We start from the raw sequence: 21200 nt of genomic DNA on the forward strand, positions 1-21200 counted from the left end.
TAAGTATGGCTTCAGATACAACTTCACAACAAAACACAATTGCTAAAGGCACTGTAATTACAGGTGATATTATTAGCGAAGGTGATTTTAGAATTGAAGGCACTATTCAAGGTAATATCAAAACACCTGGTAAGGTTGTTATTGGTAAAACAGGTGTTATAAATGGTACTTTAAAAAGTGCTAATGCAGATATTGAAGGCAAATTTACAGGCAAATTATTATTAACAGATACCTTGTCATTAAAATCATCTGCTCACGTAGAAGGTGAAGTAATGGTAGGTAAATTAGCTGTAGAGCCTGGAGCAAATTTTAACGCAACCTGCTCAATGAAAGGCGCTATGAAAGATATTAAAAATGGCAATCCAACAGCGCAACAATCGACGCAACGACCAGAAAAAAGGTAAATCTCCTAGTAAATTTTTAAGATTTACATCTGTTGCTTTTCAAATGGGAGCAACAATTTGGTTGGGTAATCTCCTGGGAAAATGGCTTGATACAAAATATAATCAAGAGTTTTGGGAATCTACGGTTACTTTGCTTTCTGTGTTTATTTCTATGTATCTAGTAATCTCTCAAGTGATTAAAGTTTCAAAACAAGATGATTAAAAAAGTAGTGGTGTTTACAATTGCATTTGTAGTATTGTTTGGTGTTTTATTTTTTTTGCAAAATCTTGTCATAAACAAATCATCGCAAATATTAAGATTTAATGTATATGATACTAATATGTTTTATGCAGTATCCTCACTCATTATTTGTATTCATTTTGAAATCTTTTCGCATATAAAATCACTACAACCGCAATTAGGCTTTATTTATTTACCTACCTTATTCATAAAAGGCATCTTGTTTTTTGTGGTGTTTAAGTCGTCTATTTTTAATCAAGAGACCTTAACAATTCATGAGCGTTTGCATTTATTGATACCCTTACTTTTGTTTTTAATTTTAGAAGTCTTTTTTATTACACAAATTCTCAAGGAAAACCAGTTAGATTAGTGTTGTTTTACAAGGACTTAATGTTGTCAAAATATTAAGGTGAAAAAACATATTGTTATTTTAATAATTTCCGTACTTTTGCACCGAATTTAGAAAGAGTAGTTTTTTGATTTTATAACAATGAAGATATTTCAACAAAGTTTTAAATTTTTAGCAATTGTAAGTGTACTGTTTTTTTCAACAGCATCATTTGCAAATAGTTCTTCTGAAGGTGAGGGTCAAATCAGCACCAAAAAAGAAGTAGAGGATTACATTTTACATCACATTCAGGATTCTCATGATTTCTCTTTGTTTTCATACACAAATGAGGCAGGAGAACGTAAACATGTTGGTTTTCCATTGCCTGTTATTTTATGGACAAGCAACGGCTTAACAACATTTATGTCGTCTGAGTTTCATCATAACGATGATGGTCATGTGATTGTAGAGAAAAACGGGCTCAAATTCGCGAAAATACATTCAAAAATTTACGAGTTAGACGCAGCAGCATCTCAGGTAAGCTTTGATGAAGATCATCATGCAACAAATGCTCACAAAGTATTAGATTTTTCTATAACTAAGAGTGTTGTTGGTGTGTTATTGATTGGGTTGTTAATGATCTTCTGGTTCTCTGGTTTAGCAAGACAATACAAAAACAAACAAATACCAACTGGTTTTGGTCGTGTGTTAGAACCACTTGTTATATATGTAAGAGATGAGATTGCAAGACCAAACATTGGAGATAAGCATTATAGAAAATTTACAGGTTACTTATTAACGGTATTCTTTTTTATCTGGATCTTAAACTTATTAGGATTAACACCATTTGGATTTAACGTTACTGGACAATTGGCAGTAACAGCATGTCTAGCAATATTTACGTTAGTTATTTACACGGCAAGTGGTAATAAAGATTACTGGATGCACATGTTATGGATGCCAGACGCACCATGGTGGATTCGTCCTGTATTAGCAATAATAGAACTTGCTGGTGCATTTATCATTAAGCCATTTTCATTATTAGTACGTTTGTTTGCTAACATTTCAGCAGGACACATCGTTGTAATGAGTTTAATAGCAATTATGTTTACTTTAAAAGACTCTTTAGGAGTTGCAGGAGCAACAGGATTGTCATTTGTGTTGTCATTTTTTATAACATTAATAGAAGTTTTAGTCGCGTTCTTACAAGCGTATATCTTTACAATGCTTTCAGCATTATTTATAGGTATGGCTGTGGCAGAACACGATCACGATCACGCTCATGATGAGCATGGTCACGAAGTCCCAGACGCAGAAGATGTGCGTGGAGATTTCATTTAATATGAGTTTTTTTTAATTTAACTATAAATATTTTTACTATGTACAATTTAATTGGAGCAGGTTTAATCGTAATCGGAGCAGGAATTGGTCTTGGTCAAATTGGTGGAAAAGCAATGGAAGGTATTGCACGTCAACCAGAAGCAACAGGAAAAATTCAAACAGCGATGATTATCATTGCAGCACTTTTAGAAGGTTTAGCATTTGGAGCTTTATTCTTAGGAAAATAAGAACCAAATCAACTTACAAAACACTATCCTGTAACGGTTGGTTGCAGGATAGGTTTTAAATTAAAAAAAGAAAAAAACATTAAGCATATCTAAAATGGATAAATTACTAAACGATTTTTCACCAGGACTTTTTGTAGTACAAACAATACTACTTTTATTATTGATTTTTATCATGGTGAAGTTTGCATGGAAACCAATTCTTAATTCATTAAATGAAAGAGAAGAAGGTATACAAGGTGCATTAGACGCAGCTGAAAGCGCAAAGCGTGAAATGGAAAATCTTCAAGCAGATAACCAAAAGTTATTGCAAGAAGCAAGATTAGAAAGAGAAGCAATGCTTAAAGAGGCTAGAGAAATGAAAGCTCAGATGATTACTGATGCTGAAACTCAAGCACAAGCACAAGCTAACAAAATGATTGAGCAAGCACAATTAGCAATTGATAATGAAAAGAAAACTGCCATGGCAGAACTTAAAAATCAAGTGGCTAACTTATCTGTAGAAATTGCAGAGAAAGTTGTGCGTCAAGAATTATCTAACAAAGACAAACAACTAGAATTAGTTGAGTCTATGTTAAACGAAACTAAATTAAACTAATAATCATAACCTATTCTTTTTCTTCGGAAATTGGATGTAAAAAAAGATTATGGCAGGAACAAGAGCAGCAATTCGTTATGCAAAAGCAGTTTTAAGTTTGGCTCAAGAGCAAAAACTTGAAGACACTATTAATTCAGACATGAAATTAATAGCATCAACTATTGCAGATAGTAAAGAATTAAAACTGACGCTTCAAAATCCTGTGGTACGCTCTTCAGTAAAAAAATCTATCCTATTAGAGGTATTCAAAAATTTAAATCCGTTATCTGCTAAACTTGTAGATACATTGATTGAAAATAAAAGAATCTCTTCAATTGGTGATGTTGCTACGCAGTACAATGAACTTTACGATCAGTTAAAAGAAACGCAAGTTGCTACAGTAACTACAGCAGTTGAATTATCTGATGATTTAAGAACGAAGGTTTTAGCAAAATTAAAAGAGCTTACAGGAAAAGAAGTTGAGATCAATAGTGTTATTGATCCAAGCATATTAGGAGGCTTCATATTACGTATTGGAGATATTCAATACAATGCAAGTGTTGCTAATAAATTGAATACATTAAAAAGAGAGTTTACATTAAATTAAATAGAATTCGATCACGACGCTCGTCGAAGTGAACGTCTAAAATCTAAATAAAGATGGCAGAAGTAAAACCAGCTGAGATATCAGCAATCTTAAAACAACAACTATCAGGTTTTGAAGCAGGAGCTTCATTAGACGAAGTTGGAACAGTATTAACAGTAGGTGATGGTATTGTACGTGCTTACGGATTAGCTAATGCACAATATGGTGAATTAGTTGAATTTGAAGGTGGTACAGAAGGTATCGTACTTAACCTTGAAGAAGATAACGTTGGTATTGTATTGTTAGGAACTTCAATAGGAGTAAAAGAAGGATCTACAGTAAAACGTACATCTCGTATCGCATCTGTAAAAGTAGGTGAAGGTATTGTAGGTCGTGTGGTAGATACTTTAGGTAATCCAATTGATGGTAAAGGACCAATTACAGGAGATACTTATGAAATGCCTTTAGAGCGTAAAGCGCCTGGTGTTATTTATAGAGAGCCTGTAACAGAACCATTACAAACAGGAATTAAGGCTATTGATGCTATGATTCCAGTAGGTAGAGGTCAACGTGAGTTGGTTATTGGTGACCGTCAAACTGGTAAAACTACAGTTTGTATTGATGCGATCTTAAATCAAAAAGAATTTTACGATGCAGGAAATCCTGTATATTGTATATATGTTGCTGTTGGTCAAAAGGCTTCTACAGTGGCTTTAATTGCTAAAACTCTAGAAGAAAAAGGAGCATTAGCTTACACAACTATAGTGGCTGCAAATGCATCAGATCCTGCTGCAATGCAAGTGTATGCACCAATGACAGGAGCATCTATTGGAGAGTATTTTAGAGATACTGGTAGACCAGCGTTAATTGTATTTGATGATTTATCAAAGCAAGCCGTTGCTTATCGTGAAGTTTCTTTATTATTAAGACGTCCACCAGGACGTGAAGCATATCCTGGAGATGTATTTTATTTACACTCTAGATTATTAGAGCGTTCTGCAAAAATCATCAATAACGATGCAATTGCTAAAGAAATGAACGATCTTCCAGATACATTAAAACCAATGGTAAAAGGTGGTGGTTCTTTAACTGCATTACCAATTATCGAAACTCAAGCAGGTGATGTTTCTGCATATATCCCAACAAACGTAATTTCTATTACTGACGGTCAAATTTTCTTAGATGGAGATTTATTTAACTCTGGTGTTCGTCCAGCAATTAACGTAGGTATTTCTGTATCTCGTGTTGGTGGTAATGCACAGATTAAATCAATGAAAAAAGTATCTGGTACATTAAAATTAGATCAAGCTCAGTATCGTGAATTAGAAGCGTTCGCTAAGTTTGGTTCAGATTTAGATGCTGTAACTTTAAATGTAATTGAAAAAGGTAAACGTAACGTTGAAATCTTAAAGCAAGCTCAAAATGATCCGTTTACAGTTGAAGATCAAGTTGCAATTATTTATGCAGGATCTAAAAACTTATTAAAAGATGTACCTGTTAATAAAGTTAAAGAATTTGAAAGAGATTTCATCGAGTTCTTAAAAGCGAAACATGCTGATGTATTAAGCACGTTAAAAGCAGGAAAATTAACTGATGAAGTTACAGATACATTAATTACTGTAGCTAAAGATTTATCAGGGAAATATAGAGCATAATTAACATTCCTGTTATGTAACAGTAACAGGAATATTTTCATATTTTGAAATATGGCTAATCTTAAAGAAATACGTAATAGAATATCTTCAGTATCGTCAACGATGCAAATTACTAGTGCCATGAAAATGGTATCTGCTGCAAAGTTGAAGAAAGCTCAAGATGCAATTACAGCAATGCGTCCGTATTCTGACAAGTTAACTGAACTCTTACAGAGTTTAAGTTCAACATTAGAAGGGGATTCTGCAAGTGTATTTGCTGAGCAACGCGAAGTTAAAAAAGTACTACTTGTAGCAATTACTTCAAATAGAGGTCTTGCAGGTGCTTTTAATTCTAATATCATTAAAGAGGTTACTAACCTATCCAAAACTAAGTACGCTAATCAAGAAGTGTCTTATGTAGCTATTGGTAAAAAGGCAAATGACGCATTTAAAAAAACAAACAATGTTATCGCTAATAAGAGTGAAGTCTTTGATGATTTAACTTTTGATAATGTTGCTGAAATTTCAGAAATGCTCATGGAAAAATTTGTTATTGGTGATTTTGATAAAATTGAAATCGTTTATAACAAGTTTAAAAACGCTGCAACTCAAATTGTAATGACAGAACAATTTTTACCAATTGTTCCTATGGAAGGAGAGGCAAATACAAACACAGATTATACGTTTGAACCTTCAAAAGAAGAAATCGTTGAGCAATTAATTCCGAAGTCATTAAAAACACAATTATACAAATCTATTAGAGATAGTTTTGCGTCAGAACATGGTGCTCGTATGACTGCGATGCATAAAGCAACAGATAATGCAACAGAATTGAGAGATCAATTGAAGTTAACTTATAACAAAGCACGTCAAGCTGCAATTACAAACGAAATCCTTGAGATCGTTGGTGGAGCAGAAGCCTTGAATAACTAGTCTATAATTTATTAGATAAGCATAACGTCTTATCATATTAGTTAAGTCCAACTTTATGAGTTGGACTTTTTTTATGGCATTAATTTTGAAATTGTATCTTTATAACGTTTAAAATCTTATGATGAAATTTTTAAAACAAACCTCGTTTCTATTAGTAATGTTAATTCTTATGGTAACTGTTTCGCAATGCTCAACAGCACAAAAATTGCAACAGAAAGCGCCAGTTCAATTTGGCGATGTATACGTTCAAAAATGGATAGCTGGTATCAAAGGTGGTGGATCGGGTATTAACCTCTTTATTGAAACCAATTCAAACACAAACGAGAATATAGTATTTGATTCGGTTTATTTTAGAGGTAGACATGTGAAACTTGAGATTACAAAAACAGCAAACGGGTTACTATATATAGGACGTTTTAACACATCAATAAATCAACATAAGGATATCATATTGAGTAGTGATCCAAAAGAAGAATATGGTAATCAGTTACCCAAAAATACAACTGTTATTCCTTTTGAATTAATGAATGATGAATGTGTAGTGCGTTATATTGTAGATAATAAAACATTGTATTACAAGATTACGAATGTTAAGGAAAAAGAATCTTTAAACTATCCAAGTGCTCCACCAAATAATACTTTAATACGTAATTAATCACTACTTTAACTATATGAATGCTTCAAAATCTATATGTTATGGTTTCATAGTTGTATTTCTAATGCTCTTTAGTTGCTCCAATGCATACAAGCTACAAAAAACAACTCCAATCCAATATTCTAGAGCTTATTTCCAAAATTGGACTAGTGCTATTAAAATTGGAAGTTCTGGGTATAATTTCCACATTGCTAATTTAACACCTACACAAAACATTGTTATTGATAGTGTGTTTTTTAGAAACCTAAAAGGACGATTAATGCCTTCTAAAGGTAAATACATTTGCCAGTTAATAAAACGAAATTCAATAAGTGAAGGCCATGGTTTGAATACGCTAAAGGACTTTCCTTTTGATATCACTAATAGAGAATGTGTAATTAGTTATCGAGATCATGGTGAAACGAAATATTTCAAAATAAGTAATGTTATTGAAAACGAAGGGATTTACTATGAAGAAGGACCTTTAGAGATGCAATAACTTATCTTTGGTTCACATTTGCTAAAAACGTATTTTTAGCCTAACAAAATTAACCCCTTGAGTGCATTAAAATCTCTTTTTAAACAAACCTTTATATATGGTTTAGCCACGGTTTTACCGAGAATGTTAAGCTTTTTATTAGTGCCTCTTTATACCACAGATGGTGTGTTATCATCTGTTGCAGAGTACGGTAAAGTATCTGTGATTTTCTCTTATTTTGTATTATTCAATGTTATTTTGGCTTACGGTATGGAAACCGCTTTCTTTAGATTTTTTAATAAAGAAGACGATAAGGATAGCGTTATTAGTACTTCAGCTATTTCTTTAATTATATCCTCATTAGGCTTTTTTGCGCTTGCTCTCATATTTCAGAATCAAATAGCATCATTAATTCAAATCGATGTTAAATACATCAATCTTGTAATCTGGATTTTACTCTTAGACGCCTTAGTGATTATTCCATTTGCTTGGTTACGAGCTACGGTACAACCCATGCGTTACGCCATTATTAAAATTCTAAATGTTGCTATAAATCTTGGGCTAAACTTATTTTTCTTATTGTGGCTCACAAATTTATCTTATGGAAACTCTATATTTCATAGTATTTGTAGAGACAATTTTGAAATTAGTTACATTTTTATTGCTAATTTAATAGCCAGTGCTGTCACCTTGGTTTTAGTAGCCTCATTTTACTTAAAAATTAAATATAAGTTTGATTCAAAACTTTGGAAAACCATGTTTCGTTACGCGTTTCCTGTTTTAGTGGCAGGTGTTGCATTTTCAATTAATGAGACTTTTGATCGTATTTTATTAGATCGATTATTACCTCCAGATATTGCCGAAACCGAAATAGGTATGTACTCAGCCTGTTATAAATTAGCCTTGTTTATGACCTTATTTGCAACAGCATATCGGTTAGGAATAGAACCCTTTTTCTTTAGTCATGCTAAAACAGAAAACCCACAAAAAAATTATGCCAAAATATTAGAATTTTTCGTTGCATTTGGCTCCATAATTTTACTAGCGGTCGTTGTATTTGCTGATGTTTTAAAACCATATATAGTAAGAAGCGAAGCTTATTGGGAAGCCATGTGGGTTGTACCAATAATTTTGTTAGCAAATTTTTGCTTAGGGATTTATCATAACCTTTCGGTTTGGTATAAAATTACAGATAGAACTAAATTTGGAGCCTATATCTCTATCGTTGGAGCCATTGTAACCTTGGCTATAAATATTATATTTATTAAAACATATAGTTATAAAGCATCAGCAATAGCCACATTAGTCGCTTATACCATTATGATGGTATTATCTTATTACTTCGGAAAGAAATACTACCCAATCCCATACAACCTAAAAAAAATAGGATTATATCTCGTACTTTCTGTGAGCATGTCTGTGCTTTCATTCTACTATTTTAGAGGCAATTATCTTATAGGAATTTCAATGTTAATTGTATTTTTGGCTATTGTATTCTTTTCAGAACAAAAAGAACTGAAACAACTATTAAAAACCCGTTAACTTGTTATCTAGAGTGAAACGAAGCATTTAAAATCATGAACATTAAAATAATAAACAAATCTAATCACAATCTACCACACTACGAAACTATGGCTTCGGCAGGAATGGATTTGAGGGCAAGTATCTCAGAACCTAGAATATTAAAACCTTTAGAGCGTAGTATTGTTGGTACAGGACTTTTTATAGAATTACCTGTTGGTATCGAGGCTCAGGTAAGACCACGAAGCGGTTTAGCAGCAAAAAAGGGAATTACAGTTCTCAATGCTCCTGGAACCATAGACGCAGATTATAGAGGAGAAATAGGCGTCATTTTAGTAAATTTGTCTAATGAAGATTTCACCATCAATAATGGCGAGCGTATTGCACAATTAGTCATAGCAAAACATGAACGTGCAGAGTGGACTGAAGTTAAAGCACTATCTGAAACAGATCGAGGCGAAGGTGGTTTTGGTAGTACAGGAATGTCTTAGTATTTTCTGTAAGATTTTAAAAACCATGTAGTCATTATTTGATTAAGATTAGATTATTTAATCGTATCCAAAAGCATAAATAAAATTAAATTGAATAGATTTCCGTTTTCACGGAAACGAAAAACAAATTTTTCGATGAAAATAATAGTACCAATGGCAGGACGAGGTTCTCGTTTAAGACCACATAGTTTAACAGTACCAAAACCATTAATTCCTGTTGCAGGACAGCCAATAGTACATCGTTTGGTAAAAGATATTGCTAAAGTTTTAAAGCAACCTGTAGATGAAATCGCCTTTGTTTTAGGTGATCCAGCTTGGTTTGGTGATGATGTTGTTGACAGTTTAAAAGCCTTAGCAACAAGTTTAGGTGCAAAACCGTCAATTTACCGTCAAGATCAACCTCTAGGAACGGGACATGCCATTATGTGTGCAAAACCATCATTGTCTGGACCTGCTGTGGTAGCTTATGCAGATACATTAATTCGTGCAGAGTTTGATTTAGATCAAAATGCAGATAGTGTTATTTGGACTAAAAAAGTCGCAAACCCTGAAGCTTATGGAGTTGTAAAACTTAATGATAATCATGAGATTGTTGAATTAGTTGAAAAACCTGAAACCTTTGTAAGTGATCAAGCCGTTATTGGAATTTACTATTTTAAAGACGTAGCAGTTTTAAAAGATAAATTGCAAGAAGTTCTTGATGAGAATGTGATGAATGGCGGAGAATATCAAATAAACGATGGTATTAAGCGTATGATGGCAGATGGTAAAATATTTAAAACAGGTACTGTTGATGAGTGGATGGACTGCGGAAACAAAAACGTAACTCTAGATACCAACACAAGAATGCTAGGCTTTTTAAAAGCAGATAATGAAGAGCAAATGATTGCGACCTCTGTGAAAAATAATAATTCTACAATCATTGAACCTTGTTATATTGGTGAAAATGTAGAATTAAATAACGCTACTATAGGTCCAAATGTATCTATTGGTAATAATTGCGTTATAGAAAACACAAGCGTTAAAAATAGCTTAATACAAAACCATACAAGTATTAAAAATGCTACTTTAGACAATGCAATGATTGGAAATCACGTGACATACAATGGCAATTTTAAAGCCATTAGTATTGGCGATTATTCTGTGTTAGAATAAGTATTGAAATGTCATTCAAAACGCAGCGAAGATTTTTTTTAAAACCTTAAAAACCTCTTTGTTTAATAACAAATGATGAAAACTAAATTATACATCCTGCTTTTTTTCTTCGGAATAGTTACATTTCCGCAGAACACCTATGCGCAAGTTGATTTCAATAAGCGACCAGATGATGATTTAGGAAATGTAGAAGATACGTTTCAAGAATATTTCTTTGAAGCCTTAAAACAAAAAGGGATTGAGAATTACCAAAAATCTGCAGATGCGCTTTTAAAATGTATTGAGATTAATGATAGCGATCCTGTATTGTATTATGAACTTGGTAAAAACTACATGCAACTTAAAAACTTTGGCGCAGCCGAAGATGCCTTTAAAGAAGCCGTATCTAAGGCTCCAAAAAACGAATGGTATTTAGATGAGCTGTATGGTGTTTACGTGCAACAAGATGATATGAATAAGGCGCTTAGAACGGTTAAGCAACTTGTAGAGTATCATCCAGATTATAAGCAAGATTTGGCATCTTTATATATACAGTTAGAAAAATATAAAGATGCATTGAAGATTTTAGACGAAATGGACTCTAAACTAGGTTATAGTGAAGATAGAGATTATTTGCGTAATCAAATTTACAATATTACTGGTAATGATGAAGATCGTATAGAAAACCTTGAAGAACGTGTTAAGAGTAATCCAGAAGATGAATCAAATTATCTTCGTTTAATTTATAGATACAGCGAAACAGGAGAAACTCAAAAAGCGTTTGATACAGCAAAACGTTTACATGCATCCAACCCAGAATCACAATTGGTGCATTTAGCATTATATAAGTTTTATTTAGACGGAAATGAAACTGAAAACGCTATCAAATCTATGAAAGTAGTGTTAACAAGTTCATTTATTAAGCCAGAAGCAAAGACCAAAGTGCTCAATGATTTTGTGAAATTTGTAGGTAAAAATCCGCAATACGAATCAGATTTGGTAGAAGTAACTGCTTTAATTAGTGATGATAAAAGTGTAAAAACGTTATTAGAATTAGGCGATTATTATTTAAAATCAAATGATAAAGCAAAAGCATTAAGCTATTATGAAGAAGCCTTACAACAAGAACCAAATGCGTTTAAAACCATAAGAGATGTGTTGTTACTTCAAATAGATTTAAATAAAGATAAAGAAGCTGCAGCTAAAAGTAAAAACGCCTTAGATATCTTCCCGTCTCAGCCCATATTATATTTAATTAATGGTGTAGCAAATAATAAAATTAATGAGCCTAAAAAAGCGATAGAAAGCTTAGAAATAGGTCTAGATTTTTTAGTTGAGAATCCTAAAATGGAAGCAGATTTTTATAAGCAGTTAAGTGAATCTCACAAACAACTAAATAATATAAGTCAATCTCAAACGTTTGCTAAAAAGGCAGAAGCCTTATTGAAAGATCAATAATTTATGAGAGTATTAAAATGTTTTATAGCTTGTTCCTTCTTAGTGCTAGCAATGTCTTGTAAGTCGGCACGAAGTATAGTTGCTAATGGCAAAGTAGATGCTAAATTAACAGCAAAACAATTAATAAGAGAGAACGGAAAAAGTGAATCTAATTTTAAAACGCTTCAAGCCAAAGTGAAGATTGATATTATAGATGGACTTAAAGAATCGTCATATACGCTTAACTTAAGAATGGAGAAAGATAAAACCATTTGGCTAAATGCAACGTTAGGTTTGGCGAGAGCGATGATCACTCCAGATCGTGTTCAGTTTTATGATAAAATTAATGATCAATATTTTGATGGAGATTACAAATTATTGAGTGATTTGTTAGGTGTAGAGTTAAATTTTGAGAAAGTACAAAGCCTTTTAATTGGCGAGTCGCTTTTTGATTTGAAAGCAGACACCTACGTAATCTCTAATAATGAAACCTCTTACATTCTCCAACCCAAAAATCAAAATGCGTTGTTAGAGTTATTTTTACTGTTTAATCCATCACATTTTAAAATGGATTCTCAGCAATTATTGCAACCTTTAAAAAAGCGTTTTCTTCAAATAGATTATACAGGGTATCAAGAAGTTGATAAAGAAGTGTTACCGCAAAACATTAAAATTATTGCTGTAGAAGATAGTGAAGAGCTTAATGTAATAATGGAATATAAGTCGGTTTCTGTAAATGAAGAAGTACGATTTCCGTTTAGAATCCCTTCAGGTTTTGAAGAAATAATACTATAAAATGCAATATAAAATTACCTACATACTGTTTCTTTTTTTTATTCTGAATTGTTTTACTTCGGAAGCACAAAGTGCTAAACAAAAAGCACTAGAGGCAAAACGAATTCAATATCAGCAAGAATTAAAGCAACTAAATGCGTTGTTGTTTACTAATAAAAAGGAAGAGAAATCGGTTGTGTCTTTAGTAGAAGATTTAAATTATAAGGTCAATGTGAGGCGTAATTTAATTAAAGTCACAAACGATCAAGCCAATCTATTAACTCGTGAAATTAATGCCAATCAAAACGAGATTTCGAGTTTAAGAAATCAATTAACAGCACTTAAAAAGGACTATTCTGAAATGATAGTCAAATCGTATAAAAACAAATCTGAGCAAAGTCGTGTGATGTTTTTATTGTCATCTGATGATTTTAAACAAGCTTACAAGCGGCTTCAATACATCAAACAATACGCAGATTATCAAAAAGAGCAAGGCGATTTAATAAAAGGAAAAACTACAAAACTCCAAGAATTAAATACAGATTTATTGCGACAAAAAGCAGACAAAGACAAACTCATCGTAGAAAATAGAACAGCTAAAAAAGAGTTAGAAAAAGAACTTAAGGAGCAAGATAAACTCATGGCTTCTATTAGGCAGAATTTAAGCTCCTATGCTTCAAAAATTAAAAAGAAGCAGCAAGATATTGATGCTATTGATAGAGAGATTAATAAATTAATTAGAGAAGCCATAGCAGCCTCTAATAAAAAAGCGGGTAAATCAACATCTTCAAAAGGATTTGCATTAACACCAGAAGCCAAATTAATTGCTAAAAACTTTATTTCTAATAAGGGGAAACTGCCTTGGCCAGTTGCAAAAGGTGTAGTAAAAGTACGTTTTGGTACACAGCCATCTCTAATTGATCCTTCAGTTAAAATAAATCGTAATGGAGTGCGTATTGCTACAGAGCGAAATGCAAAAGTAAGAGCTGTTTTTGAAGGCGAGGTGCTAGCTGTTGCAGGTCAAAAAAATTCAAATCCAACAGTGCTAATTAGGCATGGTAATTACATCACAGCGTATAGAAATTTATCAAAAGTATACGTGCGTAAAGGCGATAAAATAATGGCTAAGCAAGAAATAGGAGAGGTGTTTACCAACAACGAGGGAGAAACAATGCTTGGTTTTGGTGTTTTTAAAGATTCAAAACCTGAAAATCCAGCAGGTTGGATTTACAAAATGTAATAACATTTTGAAACACTTTTAGAGGATTTACAAAATGTAATAACATTTTGAAACACTTTTAGAGGATTTACAAAATGTAATAACGTTTTGAAACACTTTTAAGTTGGACTCATAAAATGTGGTCAGATGTCGTCATTCTGAACTTGTTTTCAGAATCTCATTTATCTAAACAAACAAAGCTTTTAACTCAGTAGCATCTGCAGCTTTCATTTTACCAGCAACAACCAAACTTAGTTGTTTACGACGCAATGCTGCATCAAAACGTTCTTTTTCTAATTGTGTTTCTGGTAAGAGTTCTGGGACTCTTACAGGACGACCGGTTTCATCAACTGCAACAAAGGTGTAAATAGCTTCATTAGCTTTGATACATTCACCAGATTCACGATCTTCTATCCAAACATCCATATAAACTTCCATAGAGCTAGTAAAGGCTCTAGATACTTTAGCCTCAACAGTCACAACGCTTCCTAAAGGAATAGAGCGATTAAAAGCCACGTGATTAACAGAGGCTGTAACTACAATTCTTCTACTATGACGACGTGCAGCAATACTCGCAGCACGATCCATACGCGCTAATAATTCACCACCAAATAGATTGTTTATTGGGTTGGTTTCACTTGGTAAAACCAAATCTGTCATAATGGTTTTAGACTGAAATGCTGTTCTTGGTTCCATAAATTGGGAGTTTTAAAATTTCCGAAGCACAAAAAATCATGCTTAATTTAAGAATGCAAAGGTAAGATGAATTTGTCGCTTAGATGCGCTATTTAAGGTTTTGTTAAATGAAAATTACGATGTCATATAGAAGAAGGAACGATTGAAGAATCTAAGAAAGTCTAACAATTAGATGCTTCACTATGGCATTGAATGACAGACATAATACTAATCCAGAGCCTTAACCAACAACCAAGCATCACTATTTTGAGTGCGTTTAATGGTGCGTAAAGCATTTAGAGCTTCAATTCTATCAGTATGACTTGAGTAAACGACTTCATGAAGTCCGTAACGGTTAACACCAATTTTACGAGCTTTAAAACCTTTATCTCTTAGTTGTTGCACTTTTTTATCAGAATTTGCTTCTACACGAAATGCACCAGCAATGATATGGTAATTTCCAATTTTTTTCTCTACTTGCAGTGTCGCAGCAGGTAAGGGACTTTCGATTATAAAAGTAGCTTCTTGCACTTTTGCATCGAGTTGTACATTAGCTTCTTCTTGTGCAATTTGATTGTGAGAATCTACTTGTTTTCCGTAGTAATTAGAAGCAAAAAAACCTCCAGCCGTTAAAAATATTAAACCAATGGCTGCATATTTAAGGTATGGTCTAGACTTACGTTTTTCTGGAGTAATCGCTATAGGAATCACTTTTTCTACGGCTTCTACTGTTTCTTTATGTATAGCTCTTGTAACTTCAACCGTTTTAAATTGAGACAAACCAAAAGCATCAGTAAGGTAATTAATATGGCTTGAAGGCTCAAAATTGATATGACCTTCCTTATTTAATATTAAATCTCCAATATTAGAAAGTTCAATGGTTTCGCCTTCAACTAAATAAGATTTTATAGATTTTACTTGTTTGGCAATTTTTTCTACAGCAACGAGGTAGGGAACTTTTTCAACTTCAGCAATGTAGTTAGCCAAAAGGCCATCATTAGTTTGCAATTGCTCATTAAAAGATAATGCCTTTTTTGGAGGATAAAAAGATTGTGTGTTTTCGTTTAATTTTGCTGATACACGATGTGTTAAAAATGCTCCAAACTGAGGCACAATAACACAATCATATCTATATAATAAATCGCTGATGTAAGTTTCTAATTGCATAAAAACAAAGTTAAAAATTTTTTATTGTGAATAAAATCTCATCGCGAGTAGTTATTAACAGATGTGATTTGGATTTTTATTTATCTAAAATTCATGAGTTTACTTTATAAAAAAAAAAATTAAAGCGCTTCATAATCTAAAATTTCGTTTCTTGCATGTAGAAAATAGACTATAAAATGACAGATGAAGAACTAATTTATGTTTTAGCATTGCAACATGTGCCTAAAGTAGGAGATATTACGGCTAAAAAACTAATTAATCATTGTGGTTCTTCGGAAGGTGTTTTGAAAGAAACAAAATTTAATCTATTAAAAATTGATGGGATAGGAGCCACAACAATTAAAGGGCTTTTTGATCCTGTACATATTAAAGAAGCCGAAAAGGAACTACAATTTATTAAAGACAACGGCATTAAATGTCTGTATTTTACAGGTGAAGACTATCCTGAACGATTAAAACATTGTATAGATAGCCCAATTTTATTATTTCAAGTTGGCAATGTCAATCTCAAACAAAAACGCATTATCAGTGTTATTGGTACGCGTAAAATAACGACCTATGGTGTTGCGTTTTGCGAAAAACTCGTTGAACAACTCGTGCCATATGATCCTATTATTGTTTCTGGGTTTGCCTACGGAACAGATATTACAGCACAAAAAGCTGCAATTAAACATAAGCTTCAAACTATTGGTTGTTTAGCGCATGGGTTGAATCAAATTTATCCAAAAACGCACAAAAGGTATATGACCGAAATTGAAGAACATGGAGGATTTCTTACCGATTTTTGGAGCTCAGACCCTTTTGATCGTAATAATTTTTTAAAACGAAACCGTATTATTGCTGGTATGAGTGAAGCAACGATTGTAATAGAATCTGCCGAAAAAGGAGGTAGTCTCGTTACAGCAGATATTGCTAATTCTTATGGTAAAGATGTGTTTGCAGTGCCTGGTCGTGCAAACGATAGTCAAAGTATAGGTTGTAATAATTTGATAAAAACACAGCAGGCTCATTTATTGTCCAACCCAATGGATGTTCCGTATTTACTTAATTGGCAATTAGATAGTGCGACAGGTTCATTAAATAAACCTGCAATTCAAAAACAGTTATTTGTGGAGTTAAATCAAGACGAAAAACGCATTTATAATTTTTTAAAAGATAAAGATGCGCAGTTATTAGATGTAATTGCGATACAATGCAAGCTTCCAAGTTTTAAAGTGGCAGGTATTTTATTAACTATGGAATTAAAAGGTGTGACTCGACCTTTGCCAGGAAAATTGTTTGAACTGGTTTAGTTGATGTGCCTAATTTGTTAAAAGTATATTATTAAATTATTTGAATACAGATATATACGCGCCAAATGTTTCAAAATGTTCTAGGTGGTTAGGTTCTAATGGCTAATATATTGTGGGTTTTGTTGAATGTATAGGTACAATGGTTGTAACGTTCTCTTTCCGAAGAAAATCATAAGATTATTAAATTGATGCTACTTTAGGTTCGTCCTATATACAGGATTTACGAGCAATATTCACCTTTATAATGCGGTGGAGTTTATATAACTTCTAATGTGCCACAGATGGTTTTGGTTTTGGTTTTTTTTTGATGCTAAGGTGATTTTGAAGTTATTAGATACTTCCTTTAAAGAAAAACAATATGCAAGAGTTTGTTTAAAGAAGATGTCGTTTGAAAATTACATTAAAACGGAATTTTCTTACATGTCAACTAATTTATTTTGGGTGTTGAGTTATCTAGCTCATTTTTGCAGTCCCAAATTTAAATGTATTTAGAATGATATTCATAAAGTGTATGTTTTTATGTAAATATTATTTCAAAATATTTTTTTCTATAACAGACCTATGAAAACATTTTTACAGTTCGTTTTTTCTTTTGATTTGTCAAAGAAAAACACTTATCACCCTCTCTTTTTTATTAAACCTGCTTTTATTGAAGTAAACAGTAACTACAGTATTACTTATTTGAGTTAATACTATAAATATGGTTACACCATCCCTAATTAAAATATATTAAAAATTGTTGTTTTACCTCATAATCGTATTGGTGAAACTAGATATAAAATAAAACCCTAATTATGAAGTTAAAAACCACACGACATTTACAACGTAATCGTTTATTTGAGTTTTTTATTTTAACCATTTTACTGTGTCTTCCTAGTATTGTTTTAAGTCAAACGGTAACCAATGTGTTCCCTACACGAGTAACTACAAGTAGTAAAGTTACTATTATTGGTACTGGATTTACAGCAGCCATGAGAGATGAGATAAGATTAAATGGAAGTGAAAGCTCTTCTGTATTAAGCTCAAGAACTCTAGTTAGCGATACCGAAATGACTTTTGTGATTACTATTAATAGTAGCTCTAATAGTAATAGAACGCTTTCAATTTCTGGTGTATCGTTTAGCTCTGGAGTTGCTAACAGTATTAATTATATAGCTCCAGTTTCTAAATCTTTAGGATCATCGAGTGAGAATATAGTTAAAGAAGTCTATACCACATGGGACCAAAACAATGATGGAGTTGGTTTTTGGAAATCATCAGATTGGAGTTCATCTTCTAGTGCTTCTGGAAAAGAAACTTGGCCAAATGATAACCATGACTTGTTAGGATTTAAAATGAACTATGGAAGCGGTGATATTATCTTTTCAACAGGTGTCGATGATGCTTTACTAGAAAGTGAATTATTGGATCTAGGAGTTGATATATCTGATAATACAGTATATAATAGTCAGGTTTTTAATGCCTATTCTTCTAATGGTGTTAGTGGAACGCCTAATTCGTCTAATTATTTAGCAATGGCAGATAAAATTGACAATCATATTAATAATAGAGTCTTAAATAGTGGTGTGTTAGCTACTGTTTACGATGTTATTATTGACGGTGTCAATGGTTTAGATATGGGTACAGGAATTACTAATTTCAATAAAAATGCAGATATCAAGTTTTTTAGTGGAAATGGGCAAGTTGGAGCTCTTGATGATACTCCAGATTTAATAATAACACAGATGGCACAACCAGGAGGAAGTGATGTATATTACTATTCGGATATTGATGGTAATGTTGTAGGAACACCTATTAAACTTGCATTTGGAAGTAGTTCTAAATTATATGAATGGAGATTAGATTTGTATAGATTAGATTTATCATCTGGAGTAACATATGAAAATTCATATCCGGTTCATGAGTCGTTTGGTACTCAAGAACACAGACCTTTTAGAATGGCTGCTTTTAAACTCGAAGATTTTGGTTTGAACACTTCTAATATTACCGATGTTAATAGTATTAATATGGGAGCTGGTGGATCTTCTGATATGGCTTTTATGGCTTACAATAAGGCTGCTTTTGAAATTAAATCACCTCAAATTGATCAGGCTCCTGTATCTAGATATGTTTGTAGACTTCCTACAATTTCAGCATTAAATTTTAATGCTTTTGGAATTGTTGATGATCCTACAGGAGATTCGGGTGAAACTATATCATATCAATGGTACGAGAATTATCAACCAATAACATCTGAAACATCAACTTCTTTTACAATTCCTTCAGGTTTATCGGCAAGTGATTTAACAAATTTAGTTTATAAGGTAAGGATCAAAAATGAGTATGGAGCCATTGATGTTCCTTTTACCGTTAGTGAAGGAGGAACTCCTACATATTGGAATGGTACAAATTGGGTACTAGCGCCTATTTATTCAGAAATTACTATTAATCAGGAAGATAAAAATTTGATTTTTACCGATGATTATAATCAAACTGGTGATTTAGTAGGTTGCGATTGTACAGTGCCAGCAGGTAAAGATGTTGTTATTCCATCAGGATCAACTATTAAGCTTTATAATAATATAACCGTTGAACCTGAAATACCTTCATATACAGATGACGACGGTAATATTGTGCCTTTTGTACAAGCAGGAACCTTTACTTTAGAGGATGATGCTAGCTTAATACAGATTAAAAATGTTACTACAAATGAAAATAGTGGTGCAATTAAAGTTAAAAGAACAGTAGAGGCTAGTACTTTGCATCCAAACGATTATGTGTATTGGTCTTCACCTGTTGCCAATTTCAATGTTTCAGGTATTTCAAATATGCCTGCATATCAGTGGAGCGTAAACCAGACTAATGCTAATGGGCAATCAGGCGATTGGGTAGCTGCAGGAAATACAGCCATGGCTACTGGTGAAGGTTATATCATAAGGATAGATAATGACGCTGTATCTACTGGTTTTACATCTAATTTTGTTGGTGTGCCAAATAACGGAAGCATTGATGTTGAGGTATTTAAAACCACTGGCTTTGTAGCCGATGAAGACAATAAAAACTGGAATTTAATTGGGAATCCTTACCCTTCTGCTTTAAATGTAAATGATTTTATTCTCCATAATCCTACAATTGAAGGTCGTGTGGATTTATGGTTGCATAATACAGAGGTTTCAAATTCTGTAGACAATCCGTTTTATGAGGATTTCTCATATAATTATGGGAATCAATATGTAACTTACAATGGTGTTGGAGCTTCAAATCCTGATGATCAATTTGATGGAAATATTGCGTCAGGACAAGGGTTTTTTGTAAATGTTGACAGTGCTTCGCCTAATACGAGTTTAGTAAGTTTTACAAACGATATGCGTTATGGTAGTGGAGAAAGTGCTTATGATAATTCGCAGTTTTTTAGAAGCAACTCTGAAACGACTACTGCACCTGAAGAAAAGCAATTAGTGTGGTTAAGTTTAGTAAATGAAAGTAATATGTCGTCTAGTACTTTAATAGGTTATGTAGATGGAGCAACAAATGAAAAAGATAGATTATACGATGCAATTACTAATAGTGATGGGTTTAGTTTGTATTCTATGATAGCTGAAGATCATATGGTCATACAAGGTCGTCCTTTGCCATTTGATGAAAGTGATACGGTACCTTTAGGTTTTGAGTTAATTGAAAACGGGATTTATAAAATTGGTATTGATAATTTAAAAGGAAGTACGTTTTTAGATGATACACAAAGTATATATATAGAAGATGTTTACTTAGGTATAATTCATGATTTAAGAGTATCTCCATATACGTTTACAGGAGAAACAGGTGTGTTTAATGATCGTCTTGTTCTTAGGTATACAGCGTCAACGCTATCTATTGATGATGTTTCTACGTCTAACACGTTTTCTTATGTTGATAATGATATATTATATGTAAAATCTACAGTTGGTATTGAGCATATTGAAATTTATGATTTAAACGGAAGACAAGTGGCTCATTATAAGTTTAATGGACAAAGTAGCACTGTAAATGATAGCTTTAAATTTTCTAAAGGCGTGTATATCATTTCTATAGGTTTAGAAGGTGATATTTTAGTGTCTAAGAAGATAATAAACTAAAGCAACAATAAGTTTCAAATAAAAAAAAGACTTTTGT

Annotated in this window: 21 protein-coding genes; 19 read left to right on the forward strand and 2 right to left on the reverse strand. The window is 32.6% G+C overall.

The window, feature by feature from the left end; genetic code table 11:
• Window positions 1-5: 5 nt before the first annotated feature.
• The 17 genes from TD29_RS06375 (at window position 6) to TD29_RS06455 (ending at window position 13956) form a co-directional block, all read left to right on the forward strand.
• Complete coding sequence (locus TD29_RS06375) at window positions 6-404, forward strand: bactofilin family protein (RefSeq protein WP_241485242.1); 399 nt, start codon at window positions 6-8, stop codon at window positions 402-404.
• Window positions 355-606: an AtpZ/AtpI family protein gene (locus tag TD29_RS18815; RefSeq protein WP_052466994.1), complete on the forward strand. Its 252-nt coding sequence runs from the start codon at window positions 355-357 to the stop codon at window positions 604-606. Before TD29_RS06375 ends, TD29_RS18815 begins: the two co-directional genes overlap by 50 nt.
• Window positions 599-994: a DUF6168 family protein gene (locus TD29_RS06385; protein ID WP_040279639.1), complete on the forward strand. Its 396-nt coding sequence runs from the start codon at window positions 599-601 to the stop codon at window positions 992-994. Before TD29_RS18815 ends, TD29_RS06385 begins: the two co-directional genes overlap by 8 nt.
• 120 nt (window positions 995-1114) lie before the next feature.
• Window positions 1115-2293, forward strand: coding sequence for a F0F1 ATP synthase subunit A (gene atpB / locus TD29_RS06390; protein ID WP_040279640.1), 1179 nt, complete (start codon window positions 1115-1117; stop codon window positions 2291-2293).
• A gap of 38 nt (window positions 2294-2331) precedes the next feature.
• Window positions 2332-2520 (forward strand): ATP synthase F0 subunit C, encoded by a 189-nt coding sequence (gene atpE / locus TD29_RS06395; protein WP_013993139.1) that lies wholly within the window; start codon window positions 2332-2334, stop codon window positions 2518-2520.
• 94 nt (window positions 2521-2614) lie between these two features.
• Window positions 2615-3115, forward strand: a complete 501-nt coding sequence (locus TD29_RS06400) for a F0F1 ATP synthase subunit B (protein WP_040279641.1) — start codon at window positions 2615-2617, stop codon at window positions 3113-3115.
• Window positions 3116-3164: 49 nt separating this feature from the next.
• On the forward strand, window positions 3165-3701 hold the full coding sequence (gene atpH, locus TD29_RS06405) for an ATP synthase F1 subunit delta (RefSeq protein ID WP_040279642.1): 537 nt from the start codon (window positions 3165-3167) through the stop codon (window positions 3699-3701).
• 53 nt (window positions 3702-3754) lie between these two features.
• Window positions 3755-5335: a F0F1 ATP synthase subunit alpha gene (atpA, locus tag TD29_RS06410; RefSeq protein WP_040279643.1), complete on the forward strand. Its 1581-nt coding sequence runs from the start codon at window positions 3755-3757 to the stop codon at window positions 5333-5335.
• Between the two features lie 51 nt (window positions 5336-5386).
• Window positions 5387-6247, forward strand: coding sequence for an ATP synthase F1 subunit gamma (gene atpG / locus TD29_RS06415; RefSeq protein WP_040279644.1), 861 nt, complete (start codon window positions 5387-5389; stop codon window positions 6245-6247).
• A 118-nt stretch (window positions 6248-6365) separates the two neighbouring features.
• Window positions 6366-6902 (forward strand): hypothetical protein, encoded by a 537-nt coding sequence (locus TD29_RS06420; RefSeq protein ID WP_152611471.1) that lies wholly within the window; start codon window positions 6366-6368, stop codon window positions 6900-6902.
• 16 nt (window positions 6903-6918) lie between these two features.
• A complete protein-coding gene (locus TD29_RS06425) occupies window positions 6919-7380 on the forward strand; it encodes a hypothetical protein (protein WP_152611472.1) in 462 nt (153 codons plus the stop codon).
• 57 nt (window positions 7381-7437) lie between these two features.
• Entirely contained in the window at window positions 7438-8901 is a 1464-nt protein-coding gene (locus tag TD29_RS06430) for an oligosaccharide flippase family protein (RefSeq protein WP_040279647.1), read from the forward strand.
• Window positions 8902-8936: 35 nt separating this feature from the next.
• Window positions 8937-9371 carry a dUTP diphosphatase gene (gene dut / locus TD29_RS06435; protein ID WP_040279648.1) on the forward strand — a complete coding sequence of 145 codons (435 nt, stop codon included), beginning with the start codon at window positions 8937-8939 and terminating at the stop codon, window positions 9369-9371.
• A gap of 135 nt (window positions 9372-9506) precedes the next feature.
• On the forward strand, window positions 9507-10526 hold the full coding sequence (locus tag TD29_RS06440) for a sugar phosphate nucleotidyltransferase (protein WP_040279649.1): 1020 nt from the start codon (window positions 9507-9509) through the stop codon (window positions 10524-10526).
• A gap of 72 nt (window positions 10527-10598) precedes the next feature.
• On the forward strand, window positions 10599-11963 hold the full coding sequence (locus TD29_RS06445; protein ID WP_241485250.1) for a tetratricopeptide repeat protein: 1365 nt from the start codon (window positions 10599-10601) through the stop codon (window positions 11961-11963).
• A gap of 3 nt (window positions 11964-11966) precedes the next feature.
• Window positions 11967-12737 carry a DUF4292 domain-containing protein gene (locus tag TD29_RS06450; RefSeq protein WP_040279651.1) on the forward strand — a complete coding sequence of 257 codons (771 nt, stop codon included), beginning with the start codon at window positions 11967-11969 and terminating at the stop codon, window positions 12735-12737.
• Window position 12738: 1 nt separating this feature from the next.
• A complete protein-coding gene (locus TD29_RS06455; RefSeq protein ID WP_040279652.1) occupies window positions 12739-13956 on the forward strand; it encodes a murein hydrolase activator EnvC family protein in 1218 nt (405 codons plus the stop codon).
• A 165-nt stretch (window positions 13957-14121) separates the two neighbouring features.
• Here the strand turns inward: TD29_RS06455 and TD29_RS06460 are convergent, their stop codons facing one another.
• Together TD29_RS06460 and TD29_RS06465 are read right to left on the reverse strand one after the other, a co-directional pair.
• Window positions 14122-14631, reverse strand: coding sequence for an acyl-CoA thioesterase (locus tag TD29_RS06460; RefSeq protein WP_040279653.1), 510 nt, complete (start codon window positions 14629-14631; stop codon window positions 14122-14124).
• Between the two features lie 207 nt (window positions 14632-14838).
• A complete protein-coding gene (locus TD29_RS06465) occupies window positions 14839-15777 on the reverse strand; it encodes an HU domain-containing protein (RefSeq protein WP_040279654.1) in 939 nt (312 codons plus the stop codon).
• A gap of 176 nt (window positions 15778-15953) precedes the next feature.
• On the opposite strand from TD29_RS06465, the gene dprA reads away from it, so the two are divergent.
• Window positions 15954-17069, forward strand: a complete 1116-nt coding sequence (dprA, locus tag TD29_RS06470; RefSeq protein ID WP_040279655.1) for a DNA-processing protein DprA — start codon at window positions 15954-15956, stop codon at window positions 17067-17069.
• 794 nt (window positions 17070-17863) lie between these two features.
• Window positions 17864-21163, forward strand: coding sequence for a T9SS type A sorting domain-containing protein (locus TD29_RS06475; RefSeq protein WP_040279656.1), 3300 nt, complete (start codon window positions 17864-17866; stop codon window positions 21161-21163).
• The last annotated feature ends 37 nt before the right edge of the window (window positions 21164-21200 follow it).

It is taken from the genome of Psychroserpens damuponensis (genome assembly GCF_000826655.1).
Classification (GTDB): domain Bacteria; phylum Bacteroidota; class Bacteroidia; order Flavobacteriales; family Flavobacteriaceae; genus Psychroserpens; species Psychroserpens damuponensis.